This is a genomic window from Salmonella sp. NW177 (assembly GCF_051811585.1).
In the GTDB taxonomy this organism is placed as follows: Bacteria; Pseudomonadota; Gammaproteobacteria; order Enterobacterales; family Enterobacteriaceae; genus Salmonella; species Salmonella enterica.
Genome location: NZ_JAMMZV010000004.1, coordinates 16,404 through 36,164, shown reverse-complemented (window position 1 = coordinate 36,164; position 19,761 = coordinate 16,404). Strand labels below are relative to the sequence as shown.

Annotated in this window: 13 protein-coding genes; 5 read left to right on the top strand and 8 right to left on the bottom strand. The window is 54.2% G+C overall.

Annotation, left to right across the window (positions count from 1 at the left end; genetic code table 11):
* Positions 1 to 68: 68 nt before the first annotated feature.
* From NA986_RS13015 to tsgA, 6 genes are all read right to left on the bottom strand, one after another.
* Positions 69 to 5,894: an autotransporter adhesin BigA gene (locus NA986_RS13015; protein ID WP_240890597.1), complete on the bottom strand. Its 5,826-nt coding sequence runs from the start codon at positions 5,892 to 5,894 to the stop codon at positions 69 to 71.
* A 328-nt stretch (positions 5,895 to 6,222) separates the two neighbouring features.
* Complete coding sequence (cysG, locus tag NA986_RS13010) at positions 6,223 to 7,596, bottom strand: siroheme synthase CysG (RefSeq protein ID WP_023216441.1); 1,374 nt, start codon at positions 7,594 to 7,596, stop codon at positions 6,223 to 6,225.
* Positions 7,597 to 7,607: 11 nt separating this feature from the next.
* Positions 7,608 to 8,417 (bottom strand): nitrite transporter NirC, encoded by an 810-nt coding sequence (gene nirC, locus NA986_RS13005; RefSeq protein ID WP_000493576.1) that lies wholly within the window; start codon positions 8,415 to 8,417, stop codon positions 7,608 to 7,610.
* Between the two features lie 265 nt (positions 8,418 to 8,682).
* Entirely contained in the window at positions 8,683 to 9,009 is a 327-nt protein-coding gene (gene nirD / locus NA986_RS13000; RefSeq protein WP_000084814.1) for a nitrite reductase small subunit NirD, read from the bottom strand.
* On the bottom strand, positions 9,006 to 11,549 hold the full coding sequence (gene nirB, locus NA986_RS12995) for an NADPH-nitrite reductase large subunit (RefSeq protein ID WP_023216442.1): 2,544 nt from the start codon (positions 11,547 to 11,549) through the stop codon (positions 9,006 to 9,008). Before nirB ends, nirD begins: the two co-directional genes overlap by 4 nt.
* Before the next feature lie 317 nt (positions 11,550 to 11,866).
* Positions 11,867 to 13,048 carry an MFS transporter TsgA gene (gene tsgA / locus NA986_RS12990; protein WP_000185267.1) on the bottom strand — a complete coding sequence of 394 codons (1,182 nt, stop codon included), beginning with the start codon at positions 13,046 to 13,048 and terminating at the stop codon, positions 11,867 to 11,869.
* A 276-nt stretch (positions 13,049 to 13,324) separates the two neighbouring features.
* Here tsgA and ppiA point away from each other — a divergent pair, with 276 nt between their 5' ends.
* From ppiA to argD, 5 genes are all read left to right on the top strand, one after another.
* A complete protein-coding gene (gene ppiA, locus NA986_RS12985) occupies positions 13,325 to 13,897 on the top strand; it encodes a peptidylprolyl isomerase A (protein WP_198889139.1) in 573 nt (190 codons plus the stop codon).
* A gap of 108 nt (positions 13,898 to 14,005) precedes the next feature.
* Positions 14,006 to 14,173, top strand: coding sequence for a YhfG family protein (locus NA986_RS12980; RefSeq protein WP_001519136.1), 168 nt, complete (start codon positions 14,006 to 14,008; stop codon positions 14,171 to 14,173).
* Complete coding sequence (locus tag NA986_RS12975) at positions 14,163 to 14,765, top strand: putative adenosine monophosphate-protein transferase Fic (protein WP_001280665.1); 603 nt, start codon at positions 14,163 to 14,165, stop codon at positions 14,763 to 14,765. Before NA986_RS12980 ends, NA986_RS12975 begins: the two co-directional genes overlap by 11 nt.
* 31 nt (positions 14,766 to 14,796) lie before the next feature.
* A complete protein-coding gene (pabA, locus tag NA986_RS12970) occupies positions 14,797 to 15,360 on the top strand; it encodes an aminodeoxychorismate synthase component 2 (protein WP_000601880.1) in 564 nt (187 codons plus the stop codon).
* Between the two features lie 85 nt (positions 15,361 to 15,445).
* Entirely contained in the window at positions 15,446 to 16,663 is a 1,218-nt protein-coding gene (argD, locus tag NA986_RS12965; RefSeq protein ID WP_000190024.1) for a bifunctional acetylornithine/succinyldiaminopimelate transaminase, read from the top strand.
* A gap of 42 nt (positions 16,664 to 16,705) precedes the next feature.
* On the opposite strand, the gene NA986_RS12960 is transcribed toward argD, so the two are convergent.
* A complete protein-coding gene (locus tag NA986_RS12960) occupies positions 16,706 to 18,793 on the bottom strand; it encodes a YccS/YhfK family putative transporter (protein WP_000269311.1) in 2,088 nt (695 codons plus the stop codon).
* A gap of 48 nt (positions 18,794 to 18,841) precedes the next feature.
* Positions 18,842 to 19,474 (bottom strand): cAMP-activated global transcriptional regulator CRP, encoded by a 633-nt coding sequence (gene crp, locus NA986_RS12955; RefSeq protein WP_000242758.1) that lies wholly within the window; start codon positions 19,472 to 19,474, stop codon positions 18,842 to 18,844.
* Positions 19,475 to 19,761: the final 287 nt, after the last annotated feature.

Genomic DNA, 19,761 nt, shown 5'->3' with positions numbered 1-19,761 from the left:
GGGGATATGATTTAAAAAGGCCGCTTAATAATAAGCGGCCTTTATTAGTGTTATATAATGTCGTTTATTTAACGAAATGTTTTCTTAACGTTAAGCATAAAGCCTTTATCGCTGATACCGTCTTCCTTCCACTGGTAGGCATCCAGATGTAGCGCGGTATCATTGCTGCTGTATTTCACGCCGATGGTTGCCAGACCATTAACGCCGCCGCCTTTTTGACCGTCATCCACGCCGAACGATTGACCCGCCGCACCCTGTAATGACGCTGTACGCTGGCTCTTGCTGTAGCTCAGGTTCGGGCCGCCTTCCAGGGTAGCGGTAGCGCTCCAGCCGTCTTTCCCGGCGTAATCCAGCTTCAGGCCGACAATAGAGTCTACCGCCGTTTCGTTGCCAGAGTTCATGGACAGGTTAAAATCTCCGGCGCTGCGCTCTTTGTAGCCATCTTCCATGGTGTGACGGAATTTCACTCCGGCATACGGCGTGACTTTCAGCGTATCACTCATCATGGTGAAAGTTTTCGCCCCTTCACTGCGAAACTCAAGGTACTGCTGACGCATGTCGGAATCGGCAATTTTGTTGACATCGCCATAGGCGACGGAGCGGCTGCTGTCGAGGTTATGCACGTCATAGCGCAGGCTGTTGTTCCACGCCAGACCTTCATCAAACGCCATGCTGTGCTTCAGACCAAAGAACTGACTGTAGCCGCCGGTCAGGCCGTTATCGCCTGCGGTTTTCGAACCGTCGCCATCCAGACGCGCAATACCGTACTCCAGCGTCAGATTCTGGTTTTCGGTTAAGTCCAGTTTCTGACGCAGCGCCAGCATGTCGTACTGGGTGTCGTTGCCCAGCTCGGCGCGCGGGTCGCCTTTCGCCACCACGTTAAACGCCAGGCCGTCTTTAATCTGCGGCGCGGCGTCGGCCAGCATATTGAAGCGGTTGCTTAACACCCGGGCTTCACGGAATACCGTAGTGGCCTGGCTGCCGCTCACCTGTTTCAGCGCACTGTTGAGTTCGGCGGTGGTGCCTACGTTAAGGCTGGTATACAGCTCGTTGTTGGTGTAGCCAGCGTCCAGCGCCTGCGCCACGTCAGACACGCTACCGTCGGTGGCCACATCGGCATAGGCGTTTTTGGTCATGGTGACGTCAACGTTGCCGTCGGCATCCTGGCTACCCTGGGCGTTCCAGACGACGGAAGTGGACTGAATCGCGCCTGCGTCGGACAGGTTGCTGCCCTCAACCACGTTGTCAAAGCTGACGGTGGTGTCGGCGGTGCCTGCGGTGAACCCGGTGTTAATTTCCACACCGTTCATGCTGGCATTGCTGACCATCAATTTACCGGCGCTGCCATCAGCGCTGGTGCCGACTACGTAGCCCGACAGGTTGTTGGTGGCAGATGAATCTGCACTGTCGCTGGTGGTAACGGTCGTCGTGCCATCGGTAATGGTGGGTTCCGTGGGGGCAGTGAAGTCAACATAATGCACTTCCGTACCGTCGCCGTTTTCGCCGCTGCCTTCAATGGTTTTACCGTCCTGCTTGATAAAGCCGGAACCGGTCACGCTGTCATCAATGTAGACCGTGCCGTTGTTGACGATATGGCCGTTGCTGCCCAACTGGCTGAAGGCGTAGGAGTTGCTGGCGTAAATATTGATGGTGCCATTGTTCTCGACCACTGCATCCGATTTGGCGTCCGACTCCAGTTGCATCCCGACCATGCCAGTTTGCGTGGTGCCTTGAGTGCCGACGTTAATGGTGCCGTTATTGACCATCTTCGCGCTGCCGTGCGCGGACATCGCCACATTGTTGGTTTTATCAATGTTGATGGTGCCGTCGTTAATGGCTTTACTGCCGCCATTATTTTTCGAGGTAGTAATTTGCCCGTTAATGACGCCGGTAGAACCGTTGTACAGCGTGTGTCCATTTCCTCCAGTCGCGATATCGGCATCGCTGTTTACCGTCCCCCAGTTATTGAAGGTGCCGGACCACAGGCCGTTATCCGCCAGCGTCATCACACCATCTTCGAGGTTATTAAGCGTCCCGCTTTTATCGACAGAGCCGTTTTTAATCACGCCGGCGTTATTGACGGTTGCAGCGGCGGTAAAGGTCAGTTTATCAACCTCGCCGCCTGTGTTGTTGTTCAGTACTGCACTGCCCGATGCGCCAGTCCAGGCTGTCACCGTACCGGTATTGTTCATGGTACTGGTCCACTGCTCAACCGTGTTCATGGAACCGCTGTTGTTAATAACGGAACCTGCTACCGTGGTGCCGGTTTTCCCGGTGACGGTACCAGTATTGTTGAAGACGCCGCCGTCTACGGAAACGGCGGCCGTTGTGCCGTCGTTGGTGTAGATACCCCCTGTCTCAATACTTACACTGCTGATACTGCCAGTGGATTCGTTGGTGACATCGCCGTAATTTTTAATGGTGACTTTACCGCCGCTGACGGTTCCCGCATTGCTAATGTGTACGGTTTCTGTTGCAACCGGATTGGTGATGATGGTTTCACCGGTCAGCGTTTCACCCTCGGCGGTAATCTCATCACCATCTCTAAAGGAAAGGGATACATTGCTATCGGTTGGGTTGTACTCGTCACTGTTCTGGCAAGCGCTGTCATAGCAAACGGTGCCGTAGTTAACTACGGTGCTACTGCCGTCGGTCAGGAAGGGCTGACCGTAATCGGCATCAATATTGATGATACCGCTGGTGTCGTTGATGACGGTGCCGCCGCTGAACGCCGCCATCCCGACCAGCTCGTTTGCCTGGCCTTCAACGCCGTCATCGGCGGTCAGGGTGATTACGCCCTGGTTAATGGCGGTGCCGCCGTTGAGCGCCATCATGCCGAACCCGGCGTTGTTAACGGTAATGGTGCCGGTGTTGATAGCGGTGGCGTCGCCATCGGCATCGGTAGACCCCGCCACCATTCCTGAGCTGGTGAGATAAAGCTGCGACGGTTTCCAGTAATTTGTGTCGGTGATGTTGTTTTCATCGTCCAGCGTCGGGACAAAGCCGTCCAGATAGATATCGCCTGCGTTTGACGCTGTTCCTCTGCTGGCGGATACGCCATATACACCCGCGCCCTGCAAATGGATAGTGGCGTCCTTATCACTAACGACATCGCCATCACCCGTAGCCAACATGGCGTAAAAGGTGTGGGTGTACCATTTCAGTGGGTATGCGCCATCACCGCCACTGCCCTGCGGCGTCTGGTCAGAAATGATGGTGATATCGCCGCCGGCTTTGTTATGAACAGCCGATCCCTCGCCATTAGCCCTTGTGATGGCTGCACGATCCTCACCGCTGTTGCTATTGGTCGCGTAGACAAGAATATCTCCGCTGTTGCTGACTTTCGCGCCGTTATCTGCGCGAATGACGGAATATACGCCATGGCTTGTAATATCGCCTTTATTTTCAATTGATGTGCCTTCGCCATCAGCCATCAGCAACGCGTTGTAGGTGAAAAAGCCTGTGGGTATATAACTGACATTAACGTCAACAACCGAGCCATCATCCAGAATCAGGGAACCGCCGTTGTTGACCCGCGCCAGTACAACGTGACCACCCACTAACGTGTTGGTATCAATGGTAGAATGACCGTTTAGCGTAACGGTACTGTTACCGCTGACGCTGATGCCGGTAACGTCTGAAGAGGTTCCATCACGTGGATCCTCGCTGTGGGTGATATTAATACCGCCGTCAATCTCAACGTCGTTATCATCACCTGTTACGCTCAGGCCAACAACGTCCAGGTATTGTCCGCTGGTGGCGGACAGATCGTTGTCATCAATATTCAGCGCGCCATTAAGGGTAACGGTATTGCCGTTACCGCCGACAACAACGCCGGTTAACGGGGGATCCCCGGCAGCCAGATCATCCTGCCCGTAGTTGGCGCTGATATTTACGTTGCCGGTGATATCAACGGCGTTGTTGTCGCCGCTCACGTTCACGCCTGTCGCTGAGCTAAATACGCCTTCGCTGTCCTGGACTGAGACAACGTTAATATCGCCATCCAGCGTAACCTGCGACATATCGCCGCTCACCAGCGCGCCGGTGCCGTTAAGGCTGACGTCAATATCCCCTTTGTTTTTGAAGGTGTTTTTTTCGCCTGCAACCACAAAACCTATGGAGTCTGCATCACGTACGGTGGCGTTGCCGGTATTTTTTGCTTCATTTCCGGTACCGTAGGTGATGATGCCCATCGCGCCGTCGGTGACCAGCAGATCGCCCGCCTGGGTCAGGCTGCCGTTGTCGCCATTGATAATCACGGCGGCAGAGCCCGCGCCATCCACCGCGATATCACCGGTATTGGTGGTATGGGCGTCGTCGCCGTCAATTCGCGTACCGACGGCGCCGTCAGAGATAGTTTGATTACCTTCGTTGATAACGAGCGCGTTGTCGCCATCGATATACAGCGCCGTGGCGTCTGCGCCGCTGACGGTGGTGCTCCCGGCGTTATCGATAACCACGTCGTCGCCGGTAATGTGGGCGCCTGTGCCGCCGTCGGTGATGGTCATATCACCGTCGTTGTTGACGCGGGCGTTATTGCCGTCAATGACGGTGCCGGTGGAGCCTGCGCCGCTGATGTCAGAGGTACCGGTATTCTTAATCGTGGCGTTGTCACCGTCGATGATGATGGCGGTGCCGCCGCCGCTCACGGCAATGTCACCGGCGAAATTGGTGGTGGTGCCGTTGCCGGAAATCAGCGCGCCGGTGGCGTTGTCCACCGTTGAGTGGCCAGAAATGGTGTTGGTGGTGCCGTCGCCGGAGATAACCATGCCGGTGGCGCCGTCGGTCACACTGGAGTCCCCGGTGAGCGTGTTGACGGTTCTATCGCCGGAAATAATCACGCCGGTGCGATCCTGGCCGCTGATATCCATGCCGCGATCGGAGTTATGCGCCTGGTCATCGCCGCTGATAACGGTGGTTTTATCGTCGGCAATAATCAGATAGCCACGGCTGTCGTACTTCCAGTAGAGACCGTTTTCCTGGGTGCCTTCAATCACGGCGGCATTGGCGTCGGTCACGTCCCAGTCGGTGACGTTCAGCGTTTTGCCGTCCGCGGTGGTGAGCTGCCACTGGTTGTCCAGTTCTGAATAATTCCACACGGTACCCTCGAGAACGCTGCCGTTATCCAGTTTGAAGCTATCGAAGGTCAGGGTGTCTTTGCCTTTATCGATGGTGACGCCGTTGCTGAAGGTAATAACAGAGTCATCCGGGGGCGTGTCGTCGTCATCGCCGCTATCATCGGGCGGGGTTACATCGTCATCGCCGCTATCATCGGGCGGGGTCACATCGTCATCGCCGCTATCGTCAGGCGGGGTTACATCGTCATCGCCGCTATCGTCGGGCGGGGTTACATCGTCATCGCCGCTATCATCAGGCGGGGTTACATCGTCATCGCCGCTATCGTCGGGCGGGGTTACATCGTCATCGCCGCTATCGTCGGGTGGGGTCACATCGTCATCGCCGCTATCATCGGGCGGGGTCACATCGTCATCGCCGCTATCATCGGGTGGGATCACATTATCATCGCCGCCATCGTCGGGCGGGGTGACGTTGCCGCCATCGTCGGGCGGGGTAACGTCGCCGCCATTATCGGGCGTAGGGGGGGTATAAGAATGATTAGAATCTCCGCCACCGTTATTTTCAACGCCAATAGCCACACCTGCGACCAGTGCAGCAACGCCGCCAGCAACCCAGCCCCAGTGATTATCATTTTCAGGTGTAGCAAGGCAGGTCGGTGAGAGTTTTGCGCGTTTTTCTTTAGGCAGGGAGGAGATATTACTGGGACATTCTTTTTCATCATCGTTATTTTCTGCGGCGATGGCCGGAATGTAATAACTTTGTAGCGTTAAAGCGATAGCGATAGAAATAAGTTTTTTCTTTTGCATAGGGTTCATCCTTAATTAATATTTTCCTTGCGTACTAAACATATGCAGAGAGCGGTACAGGCAATGATGAAATGGCCAGAAGAAAAATTATGCTTTAGTGTTTATTTTATCACCCGATAACCAGGTCAGGTCAAATTGAGTGCTTAACGGTGTTATTTATTGTATGAATGAATAAGGGGTGAATTTGACGAGTAAAAGGGTTTTTAGGCAGAATTATTACTATTTAAATTTTTCTGGTGTATTTAAAGTTGATTTCTTAATTCACTTTTAAGTAAAAATAATTTGAGATTACGAGTAGTTGTAAAATAAAGCCCTGTTATTCAGGGCTTTATTTTAATTAATAATTAGAGAACCAATTTAATTTATCGCGTAAGCCAACGACCCGGCCAACGATAATCAGCGCCGGGCTTTCAACCTGTTGCGCTAATTCACCAAGCTGCGTCAGCACACCGTGGACGACGCGTTGCTTCACAGAGGTACCGTTTTCTACCAGCGCAACCGGCATATCGGCCTGCATACCGAATGCGATCAGTTTTTCCTGAATAGTCGCTGCCTGATTCAGCCCCATGTAGAACACCAGCGTCTGTTTTTCTGCCGCCAGGTTTTCCCAGTCCAGCTCGCCGCCGGTTTTCAGGTGACCCGTGACCAGACGTACGCTCTGTGCGTAATCGCGATGGGTTAGCGGAATACCGGAGTAGGCGGAGCAACCGGAAGCCGCGGTAATCCCCGGCACTACCGAGAAAGGAATACCGGCATGACACAGCGTTTCCAGCTCTTCACCGCCGCGACCAAAGATAAAGGGATCGCCGCCTTTCAGGCGTACCACGCGTTTACCTTTTTGCGCTTCACGCAGCAGGATCTGGTTGATTTCTTCCTGTGGGACGCAGTGGTAACCCGCGCGTTTCCCCACAAAGACCCGATCGGCATCGCGGCGTACCAGGTTCATAATGTCGTCGGAGACGAGGCGATCGTAAACCACGATATCCGCCTGTTGGATTTGTTGTAACCCTTTCAGCGTCAGCAGTCCGGCATCACCCGGCCCGGCGCCGACCAGCACGACTTCGCCACGGTGATCCAGCGGTTCGCTAAACAGGCGTTCGGTTGTCGCGTTAACCGCTTTCTCATCGGCATTCGCCAGCGACTGCGCCAGCCGGTCATTGACGAAAAATTTTTCCCAGAAGCGACGACGTTCGCCCATCGTGGCAAACTGCTTTTTCACTCGGGCGCGGAGTTGCCCGGCATAGCGCGCGACCTGCCCCAGATGCTGCGGCAGCAGCGATTCCAGCTTCTCGCGCAGCAGACGCGCCAGCACCGGGGAAGTGCCGCCCGAGGAGACGGCGACCATCAGCGGCGAGCGGTCAATAATTGAGGGCATGATAAAGCTGGCGGCTTTCGGCGCATCCACCACGTTGCAGAAGATACGGCGTGACTCCGCCGCGTCGCTGACGCGCTGGTTGACGGTATCGTCGTCAGTGGCCGCGATAGTCAGCCAACATGAGTCGAGAAGCGTTTCGTCGAACGGTCCCTCAACCAGAGTCAACATGCCTTCATTTGCCCATACGGTGAACTGTGGAATAAAGGTTAGCGCATTGACCGTTAAACGTGCGCCTGCTTCCAGCAGTAACCGTGCTTTGCGTTCTGCGACATCGCCACCGCCGACGATCAGACAGTCGCGGTCGCGTAATTGACAAAATATAGGCAAATGGTCCACGACATTACCCCTTAATGGTTGGCTGTAACCTTAATTTGGTTGGTTTTTTGCGGAACAGGACGCTCCGATTTCGGCGTAGCATACCAATAACCCAATCCCATGAACACGACGCCGGACAAAGTATTACCCAGAGTGACCCATAACAGGTTGTGTCCGATTCCGGACAGGGTATAGGCGTCGCTGTGATGACCAAACCAGGAGAGGGCGAACAGCGTCATATTCGCGACGGAGTGCTCGTAGCCGGAAGCGATAAACGCCAGCAGACACCACCAGATAGCAAGAAATTTTGCCGTGCCTTCGGTGCGGATTGCCATCCAGATTGCCAGACAAACCAGCCAGTTACACAGCGCGCCTTTGAAGAACAGTACCGTGGCGGGCGCGGTGGTTTTCGCCAGCGCGACTGAGTGAACGATGCTGGTATCGACCGGCAACAAACTGCCGCCGCCCCAGCTGTAAAGCAGGGCGACAAAGACGGAACCGACCAGGTTGCCGAGCCAGGTTTGCGGCAGGATAGCCCACATTTGACCGTGGCTGATAGTGCCTGCTTTGACGCCCAGCGTCAGGAACATGGTGTGGCCGGTAAACAGTTCGGAACCGGCGATGATGACCAGCGTTAAGGCGATACCGAAGGTCGCTCCCATCACCAAAGGACGCACTGACGGGTCGAGCAGATTGCCGAGGGTGAAAATAAGAATGATGCCGAGACCGACATAAGCCCCGGCCATTGCCGAACTGACCCAGAAGCCGAGCGGATTATTCGCCGACAGGCGTGCGATGCGCGCAGCGTTAGCCGCACACTTATTGATAGTGTCTGTAAACATTTGATTATCCTTTTCTCACTTCATCCTTTGCACTGCCTCTTTGTTGGCTGCCCTCGCTCACCCCAGTCACATAGTGAACTATGCTCCTGGGGATTAATGAGGGACATCCTTGTCCCTCACCGAAGGCAGCCTGCGGCTGTTCAAATTCGTTCCTGACGAATTTGTTGCTCAGTTGCCGCCGCGATGCAGTACAAATGATTTTGTGATAACAATTAAAATGAAAAAAAATACAAAAAAGGGGAGGCGTTGCGCCTCCCAAAAATAATTAACCGCGCAACTGCACCACGCCGTCTTTTACCCGCGCGTCGTAATGTTTCACAGAGAACTGCTCATCTTCCATGCACAAACCATCGCTCAGGCGGAAGCGCTGTTTCTTCAGCGGGCTGGCGACCCACAGTTCGCCCTGGTGTTCCGCAATCAGTCCACGAGACAGCACACTGGCCTCAAAGAACGGGTCGATGTTGCTGATCGCAAACACCTGATCGCTATGGTAAGGACGGAAAATCGCCACCTGTTCGCCGCCTGACAGCGCGCAGACGCCGGTTCCCGGCAGGATGTCATCGATTTTGCAGATGTTTTGCCACTGGCTCATGCGATTTCCTCCACCAGAGTGACCGGGATACGTTCATACGGCGTGGCCGGTCGATGCTGTTCACGTTCCGGGACGACCTGGACATTTGGGTCGCGTTTGTCGCTGTTGATGAAGTGTTTGAAACGAACCTGCGCCGCTGGCGTGTTGACGGTCTCCGTCCACTCGCAGACCACCGCTGCGCGCAGGCGCGCCATCTCTTCTTCCAGATGTTCGTTCAGGCCCAGCTTATCGTTGATGATGACCGATTTCAGATACTCGATGCCGCCTTCCAGGTTATCTAACCACGGCGCGGTACGGGTCAGTTTGTCGGCAGTACGGATGTAGAACATCATAAAGCGGTCGAGGTACTTGATCAGCGTGTCGCGATCGAGATCGGCTGCCAGCAGATCCGCATGACGCGGTTTCATGCCGCCGTTACCGCAGACGTACAGGTTCCAGCCTTTTTCAGTGGCGATAATGCCGACATCTTTACCCTGAGCTTCCGCACATTCACGGGTACAGCCGGAGACGCCGAACTTCATTTTGTGCGGGGTGCGAATGCCTTTGTAGCGGTTTTCCAGCTCCACGCCGAAACCGACGCTGTCGCCCACGCCGTAGCGGCACCAGGTGCTGCCGACGCAGGTTTTCGCCATCCGCAGCGCTTTGGCATACGCGTGACCGGTTTCGAAGCCCGCTTCAATCAGCTGACGCCAGATTTCCGGCAGATCGTCTTTTTGCGCGCCAAACAGACCGATACGCTGAGAACCGGTAATTTTGGTATAGAGGTTAAACTCGCGGGCGATACGCCCCACGGCCACCAGACCTTCCGGGGTGATTTCACCGCCAGCGGAGCGCGGGATCACCGAGTAAGTACCGTCTTTCTGGATATTCGCCAGGAAGTTGTCGTTAGTATCCTGTAGCGGCGTGTGCTGCGGTTTGAGGATGTATTCGTTCCAGCACGACGCCAGCAGCGAACCGACGGTCGGCTTACACACTTCGCAGCCGTAGCCTTTACCGTGTTTCGCCAGCAGTTCTTCAAAGGTTTTGATACCTTCCACGCGGATTAAGTGGAACAGTTCCTGACGAGAATAAGCAAAGTGCTCGCACAGGTTGTTGTTGACTTCAATACCCTGTTTCGCCAGTTCGGCGTTCAGTACCTGCGTCACCAGCGGGATGCAGCCGCCGCAGCCGGTTCCGGCTTTGGTTTCCGCTTTCAGCGCCGCCACGGTATGGCAGCCTTTATTGATAGCGGCGATCAGATCGCCTTTAGTCACATCGAAGCAGGAGCAGATCTGCGCGCTGTCCGGCAGTTTATCCACGCCGATAGCGAGTTTACCACTGCCCGCGTGCGACGGCAGAATCAGCGAATCCGGGTTTTCCGGCAGTTCGATGGCATTCAGTACCAGTTGCAGCAAATTGCCGTAATCGCTGGTGTCGCCGACCAGCACTGCGCCGAGCAGCGTTTTGTTATCTTCGCTGACAATAAGACGTTTGTAGACTTCTTTGCTTTCATCGAGGTAAACGTAGCTACGCGCGCCCGGCGTGCGGCCATGCGCGTCGCCGATGCCGCCGACGTCCACGCCCAGCAGCTTCAGCTTGGCGCTGAGATCCGCGCCTTCAAAGGCGTTTTCACTGCCGAGGATATGGTCAACGGCGACCTGGGCCATTTTATAGCCTGGTGCGACCAGACCGTAAACGCGGTTGTTCCAACTGGCGCACTCGCCGATAGCGTAGATATCCGGGTCGGACGTCTGGCAGGTGTCGTTAATCACGATCCCGCCGCGCTGTGCGACGGCCAGACCGCACTGGGTAGCCAGCTTGTCGCGGGGGCGAATACCGGTAGAGAAGACGATAAAATCGACTTCCAGCTCGCTGCCATCGGCAAAACGCATAGTCTTACGCGCTTCGTTACCCTGCTGAACAATCTCTTGCGTGTTTTTACTGGTGTGTACACGCACGCCCATGCTTTCGATCTTGCGACGTAGCTGCTCGCCGCCCATCTGATCGAGCTGTTCCGCCATCAGCATTGGCGCAAATTCAATGACGTGCGTTTCCACGCCGAGGTTTTTCAGCGCGCCAGCGGCTTCCAGCCCCAGCAGACCGCCGCCGACCACCGCCCCGCGCTTGCTGCGACGGGCGCAGGCTTCGATAGCGTTGAGGTCTTCAATGGTACGGTAAACGAAGCAATCCTGGGTTTCGGAGCCTTTAATCGGCGGAATCCACGGATATGAACCGGTCGCCATGATCAGCTTGTCATAATAAACGGTACGACCCGCGCTGGAGTGAATCACTTTCTCCTGACGGTTAATGGTAATTGCGCGTTCGCCAACCAGTACCTTCACGCCGTGCTTCTCGTAAAATCCTTCACGCACCAGAGAGAGCTCTTCCGCGGTGTGGTGAGAGAAGTAGGATGACAGGTGGACACGGTCATAGGCTTTACGGGGTTCTTCACAGAACACGGTAATGTCGAACAGGCTAGCGTCGGATTTATCAAGGAGATCCTCAATAAAGCGGTGGCCGACCATACCATTACCGATAATAGCGAGTCTGACTTTGCTCATTTTTGCCTCGATTTCTTTTCTATTACCGCCTACCTTAACGATTCAGCAACCACGCTTATTGATGTAAATCAAATTCACCTTTATATACCTCTTAATGGGTATATGGCTGATTTGTCTGGATTTTTATAAGTAACGGAATTGTCAGGTTTTTCAGGTTTGTACAAATAACATACAAAATGAGGGGTTTTTAGACCAACAGGCCTACCTCGTCAGGAGGGGGGTAGAGTGCCGGAGGGCGACGTCGCCTTATCCGGCCTACCAACAGCTTACGCTGTAGGCCGGATAAGACGCATCGCGTCGCCATCCGGCAAGGATTATCAATGCGTAGCCGGCGCGCTATGCTGACGATGACGGGACACAAAGCCGAGCGCAAAGCACATCACAAAGACCACCGCATACAGGCCATTCGCGGTGAGTAGCGCCGCCTGTGGACCGCTGTGCGCCACAATCGGGCCGGTGACGACGAAGGTCAGCATCGTTCCTATGGTGCCGCAGGTCAGAATAAAGTTAACCAGCTTAGGCGAGGCCACTTTCGTTTGCTGCGATCCCAGCGTAATGATGGAGGTATAAATGGCGCTGGAGAAGAAGCCCAGCGTCAGAATAAACCACGGCATATGCGCCTGCGTGCCGGTAATAAACAAATACATCAGTACCGCTGCCATACCCGCCAGTACGGTCAGAATGCGTTGCAGATCGAAAAAGCGCAGGATAAAGCTGAACGCCCACATGCCGAACATATAGGACATCCAGAAATCACTCACCAGCGCCCCGGCATCATTCAGGCTCATGCCGAGGCCTTTGGCGTATTCCGGCACCCAGGAGATAAAGCCTAATTGACCGAGGATATAGCACAGCGCGGCGACGGCGAGAAACAGTACGCCAATGCCCCATTTTTCTTTGACGACAGGCGCCTGAGAGTGCTGCGCATGTTTACCCAGCGCCGGAAATTCACAGCCGAAGGTCAGGATGAAAATCGCCAGGTAGACCAGGCCGATGCAGGCGTAGACCCAGTACCACTCAATACTACGCGCCAGCAGGAAGGCGGCGACCATAGGAAAAATCATCCCCGCCATGCTGAAGAAGGAGTCGGTAAACAGCAGTCGGGAACCGCGCTGACGCCCTTCATACAGTTGCGTAATCAGGAAGGTGCCAATCGACATGGTGATCCCGCTGACCAGCCCCAGCACAAACATCGCCGCTGAGAACAACGCCAGGCTATGGCTGAACATCAGCCCGGCCACCGCCAGCACCATCAGGATAAAACCAAAGCGTAGCTGTGTTTTCAGCGGGATGATTTCCATCAGCCACGCATTGAGGAAGATCGAGATCAAAATCCCGGCATTCAGGAAAGTAAAGGTGTTACTCATGCTGGAAACGGGCAGCTGAAAATAGTCTGCGATATTTCCCATCACCATCCCGGTGACAATCACCAGCGCCCCGGTCAGGGCGTAGGAAAGAAAGCTGATCCATGTGAGCTTGATGCGGTTGCTGTTAGTCATGTCTGGCCTTGAAGAGAAGTGAAGCGCGTGGAGGGCGCGTTAAGCGGGCAGATTTTAGGCGCTTTTGTGATGCATTTAAATAATTATTAGTGATAGTAATGTTCATTGCATTTTTTAATGTGATGTTTGTCACATCATATTGCAAGAATACGGCGTTGCGTCGTAACGTTACATTTGTTTCATATACGTAAAATTAGGTAAAGGGCTGGCCTGGCCCAGGAAGGCTCTTTAAAATCATTCCACTTGCTTTATTTCTGCTCTCTTTAAGGAAATCTCATGCTCAAATCGACTCTGGCGGCTGTCGCAGCTGTTTTCGCTCTTTCTGCTCTTTCTCCCGCAGCGTTGGCAGCAAAAGGCGATCCTCATGTGCTGTTAACCACCTCCGCCGGGAATATTGAGCTGGAGCTGAACAGCCAGAAAGCGCCGGTTTCTGTGAAAAACTTTGTCGATTACGTCAACAGTGGTTTCTATAACAACACTACGTTTCACCGCGTTATTCCTGGCTTTATGATTCAGGGCGGTGGTTTTAACGAGCAGATGCAGCAGAAGAAACCGAATCCGCCGATTAAGAATGAAGCCGACAACGGTCAGCGTAATACTCGCGGCACGATCGCGATGGCGCGCACCGCAGATAAAGACAGCGCCACCAGCCAGTTCTTTATTAACGTCGCGGATAACGCTTTTCTCGACCACGGCCAGCGCGACTTTGGCTATGCGGTATTTGGTAAAGTGGTAAAAGGTATGGATGTCGCCGATAAAATCTCACAGGTACCGACGCACGATGTCGGGCCTTATCAGAATGTGCCGACAAAACCAGTCGTTATCCTTTCCGCGAAAGTCCTGCCATAAAACATGCCTGCGCGGGCGCGAGCCGCCCGCGTTTTCTCCCTGTCTCAGCGTAACCTGAAATTGCTGCTTATACTTGTGGTCAAGCACAGACATATTCAGGGAGGCCCGGTGAAGAAACTTACCGATAAACAAAAGTCACGCTTTTGGGAACAGCGGCGCAACGTTAACTTCCAGCAAAGCCGCCGTCTCGAAGGTATTGAGATCCCTTTAGTAACTCTGACCGCCGATGAAGCGCTGGCACGTCTTGACGAGCTTCGGAGGCACTATGAGCGATAAATTTGGCGAAGGGCGCGATCCGTACCTCTATCCGGGGCTGAATGTGATGCGTAATCGGCTGGGGATTCATCAGGCCCAGCGACTGGCGCAAGCGGCATATGAAATGACCGCGCTCCGTGCCGCCACGATTGAACTGGGGCCGCTGATACGCGGCTTGCCTCATCTGTGCGCGATTCATCGCCAGCTCTATCAGGATATTTTCGACTGGGCAGGGCAACTGCGGGAGGTCGATATTTACCAGGGCGATACCCGTTTCTGCCACTTTGCCTATATCGAAAAAGAGGGCAACGCTCTGATGCAGGATCTGGAAGAAGAGGGCTATCTGGTCGGTCTGGCGCACGAGAAGTTTGTCGAGCGGCTGGCGCATTACTACTGCGAAATTAACGTGCTTCATCCGTTTCGTTTGGGGAGCGGGCTGGCGCAGCGCATCTTCTTTGAACAACTGGCGTTACATGCAGGCTATGCGCTGAGTTGGCAAGGTATTGCGGTTGAAACATGGAAGCAGGCGAACCAGAGCGGCGCGATGGGCGATCTCTCCGCTTTGCAGGCGATTTTTCAGAAAGCGATAAGCGAAGCTCGCGAAACTGAGTAAAATAGTGCGGTTCTACTCACCCGGAGCCGCCATGATCCTGCTTATCGATAACTATGATTCCTTTACCTGGAACCTCTACCAGTATTTTTGTGAACTGGGCGCGGAAGTGCAGGTCCGGCGCAATGATGCGCTGACGCTGGCGCACATTGACGCTTTGAACCCGCAAAAAATCGTTATCTCTCCTGGCCCCTGTACGCCGAATGACGCTGGCATTTCACTGGCGGTCATCCGCCATTATGCCGGACGTATTCCGATGCTGGGCGTTTGCCTGGGTCATCAGGCGATGGCGCAGGCCTTTGGCGCGTCGGTGGTGCGGGCAGCGAAAGTGATGCACGGTAAAACGTCACCTGTTACGCATAATGGACAGGGCGTGTTTCGGGGATTGCCCAGCCCGTTAACCGTGACACGTTACCACTCGCTGATTGTCGACCCTGCCACGTTGCCAGAGTGTTTTGAGATCACCGCCTGGAGCGAAACGCAGGAGATTATGGGCATTCGCCACCGCGAGTGGGATCTGGAAGGCGTGCAGTTCCACCCGGAAAGTATTCTCAGCGAACAAGGACACGCTCTGCTGAAAAATTTCCTCCGGCGTTGATTTGTGGTTGCTATTGAGTGATTTTTTATTCATATTTTGTGATTATAATTTCACTGGCATTTCTACTTAACCGGGTGGTAATGATATGGCAACTGAACAAACGGCTATTACGCGCGCAACTTTTGATGAGGTAATTCTGCCTGTTTATGCACCGGCGGACTTTATTCCGGTCAAAGGTAAAGGCAGCCGCGTATGGGATCAGCAGGGCAAAGAGTATATCGATTTCGCCGGCGGGATTGCAGTGACTGCGCTGGGCCATTGCCATCCGGCACTGGTCGAGGCGCTGAAATCCCAGGGGGAAACCTTGTGGCATACCAGTAACGTTTTTACCAATGAACCGGCGTTGCGTCTGGGACGTAAACTGATCGACGCCACGTTTGCCGAGCGCGTGCTGTTTATGAATTCCGGCACCGAAGCGAACGAAACCGCTTTTAAACTGGCGCGTCATTATGCCTGCGTGCGCCATAGCCCGTTCAAAACGAAAATCATTGCCTTCCATAACGCCTTTCATGGCCGTTCCTTGTTTACCGTCTCTGTCGGCGGGCAGCCGAAATATTCCGACGGCTTTGGACCGAAACCCGCCGATATTATTCACGTTCCCTTCAACGATCTTCATGCGGTGAAAGCGGTAATGGATGACCACACCTGCGCGGTGGTGGTCGAGCCGATTCAGGGTGAAGGCGGCGTGCAGGCGGCTACACCGGAATTCCTCAAAGGGTTACGCGACCTGTGTGACGAGCATCAGGCGTTGCTGGTGTTTGATGAAGTACAGTGCGGGATGGGGCGCACCGGAGACCTGTTTGCCTATATGCACTACGGCGTCACGCCGGATATCCTCACCAGCGCCAAAGCGTTAGGCGGCGGTTTTCCGGTGAGCGCCATGCTGACCACGCAGGAAATAGCCTCGGCCTTCCATGTCGGTTCGCATGGTTCAACCTATGGCGGTAATCCGCTGGCCTGTGCGGTGGCTGGTGCGGCATTCGATATTATTAATACGCCAGAGGTACTACAAGGCATTCACACTAAGCGGCAACAGTTTGTGCAACATTTGCAGGCGATTGACGAGCAATTTGACATTTTCAGCGATATTCGCGGCATGGGGCTGCTGATTGGCGCGGAACTGAAGCCGAAGTACAAAGGTCGGGCGCGCGATTTTCTGTACGCAGGCGCGGAGGCCGGCGTGATGGTGCTCAATGCCGGAGCCGACGTGATGCGTTTTGCCCCGTCGCTGGTGGTGGAAGAGGCGGATATCAATGAAGGAATGCAGCGCTTTGCGCAGGCGGTAGGGAAGGTGGTGGCCTGATGGCGGATTGCCGGATAAGCGTAGCGCATCCGGCAGTCGGACTTAACCTTTTGTATCCCGTAGCCGCTTACTCAGCCAGATACCATGATGCGGACGCTGACGCCAGGCCATCGACGAAATGGTGTGCATGGTGTTCAGATGGCCAATGATGCGCTGTAAATGTTGTTCCAGAGTGCTCAATAAGCCATGTGACGGCATGTCCGGCGACTCCAGAATATTGACATCGCCGGAGCCGCCTGGCCTGTCGTACTCCAGGCGCTGCTGGCAGCGCTGAATCGCAATCTCGCAAGATTCCAGATAGCGCTGCGCCAGATCCGGCGTCAGCATGGTGTGTTCCCGCGCCAGCGTCGTCATAGCGTTGATATGCTCGACAATAAACTGGCTGTGCGTGACCCACAGTTTCATATCCGACAGATAGTGGGTATTGAATCCGGGTTCCTGCATTGCCTGATTTAACGAGTTGAATAACGTGTTATGCGCCTGGTTGACCCGCATTCTTTGATAAGCGAGCGGGGTGGCCTGCGGATCATTACTGAGGATCAGTCGGATAGCTTCTTGATCGGCTTCCAGCGCATCATGGGCGTTTTTACGTAATAGCCCGCTTTGCCATTGCGGCCACAGCCAGACCATGCCGCCAAAGGCAATTAAACAGCCAATCAGCGTATCGATCAGCCTCGGCACAATAAACTGCTCTCCGTTTAACGTCAGTAACTGGATGGTGTATACCGCCGTCACCGTAAAGCCGACCGTTGCCCAGCCGTAGTTTTTACGAATAATCAGATAACTTGCCAGCGTTAGTACCAGCATGACCGCCAGCGTAATGCTTTCGGGAATATGTAAGTGCAGCGTGACGCCGGCAATCACCAGGCCGACCAGCGTTCCGACCGAACGGTGCAGAATACGTACGCGCGTCGCGCCATAGCCGTTTTGGGTGACAAACAGCACCGTCATGAGGATCCAGTACGGTTTAGGCAGGTGCAACGCGCTGCCCATCAGACTGGCGATGCTCATCATCACGCTGATGCGTCCGGCGTTGCGTAGCGCCGGTGATTTAAGAGACATATAATTTTTCAGCGCCGGAAGTAGCGGCAAACGACGCTGTTTATCGGCCATTAGGTCGCGGGCGTACAGCGGCCGCTGAGTACGCAGCACACGGGCGATTCGACTGAAGTGCCAATAGCAGAACTGGCCTACCGGATTTTCAGGATGCTGATTGGCGATCTTCTCCAGAGCGCCAATCTGTTTTTCCATGGAGAAGCGCGTCGGCAGACGATGATAAAGAATGTCATCCGCCAGCACGCGCAGACGGGCGGCGACCGTTTGCGCATTCCAGCGAATCACCTCTTCCGCATGGCTGCGTTCTACCAGTTTCTGTACCTCTTCCGGCTGATGCAAGCTGACGGAGATGTGCTCCTGCAAATCCATCGCTTCCTGAAAAGCCCGCAGTAGACGCTTGTAATCATTATTGTTGTGCGCCGAAAGCATATGCATCTGTTGGTAACACTGGGTAATGAGATCGACCGCTTTTTGCTGGCGTATCAGCAGGGGAGGCAGCGCTTTTTCCGGATCGATATGTTGGGTGAGCAGGCTGTATTTCGCTTCGCAATAATCGGCCAGTTCACGGTATAACAAACTCAATGACTCGCGCAGCGGCTGTTCGCGCCATAGCCAGAACCAAAACCAGTTAAACACGCCGTACCATAGCGTGCCCAGCGCATAAATGAGCAGCGGCTCCCAGACGGGCATGTATCCCGCAAGGCTCAGGGTAAAGATGGCGGCAATCAGCGATGCTGGCAGTAACCGCGCGTGAAGCGGGCTAATTTCCGCCGTCACGCCAAGCACCAGCGTCAGCCCGGTCAGGATCAACGGCAGGGGGATGGATTCCGCCAGCAGAAGTTGCGTTACCAGACTGCATCCGGCGAACAGCGACGCGCCGATGATCAGGCGTTTAAAAAAGCGTTTGTGCGGGGTATCCAGACCTGCAATGTTGCAGCAGGCGGGAACGAGAGAGAAAAGCAAGCCCAGGTGTAGCTGGCCTATCAATAAACCGACAGCCACAGGCAGGCACAGCACCAGCGTTTGCCGTAGTGCGTAATTAATCTCTGGGTGATAAATCAGTCTTCGCCACATCGATGCAAACAAAAATGGCGCATGATAAAACGCGCCATTCTGACGGAATTAACGGGTGCCGTAGACGACGATGGTCTTGCCATGCGCGGAGATCAGGTTTTGATCTTCCAGCATTTTCAAAATACGACCAACGGTTTCGCGGGAGCAGCCGACGATCTGGCCGATTTCCTGACGGGTGATTTTGATCTGCATCCCATCCGGGTGCGTCATGGCATCGGGCTGTTTCGCCAGATTCAGCAGCGTCTGAGCGATACGCCCGGTGACGTCAAGGAAGGCGAGGTTACCTACTTTTTCAGAGGTGACTTGTAAGCGACGAGCCATCTGGGAAGAGAGGCGCATCAGAATATCCGGGTTGACCTGGATTAATTGGCGAAATTTTTTGTAGGAAATTTCAGCGACCTCACATGCGGTTTTCGCACGTACCCAGGCGCTGCGTTCCTGGCCTTCTTCAAACAGGCCCAGTTCACCAATAAAATCACCCTGATTCAGATAAGAAAGGATCATTTCTTTCCCTTCTTCATCTTTGATCAGCACTGCCACGGAGCCTTTAACGATGTAGTACAGCGTTTCTGCTTTTTCACCCTGGTGAATCAGCGTGCTCTTTGACGGGTACTTATGAATGTGGCAATGAGACAAGAACCATTCAAGAGTCGGGTCTGTTTGCGGTTTGCCAAGCACCATGCGCGGTTATCCTCTGTTATAAGCTGTCTCCAGAGCCAGAAAACGGCACTGTCTCTGGGGTTGCAAAAATATACTTCCCGCTACCTGGGAAGGGGGCTACGAAAATAGATTGTAGCCTGTAATGTGATGTCCTCTGCATACATGCAGTACGTCAATGTATTACTGTAGCATCTTGTCTGTTTTAGCATAGCTTTCGCCGTGTGTCTCCTGGTGTCTCGCTTCAGCATGACCCAGGTCGCCTTCCATTGCGAGTTTTGTTGTATGCGCGTAATCTTTCAGGAAAATTG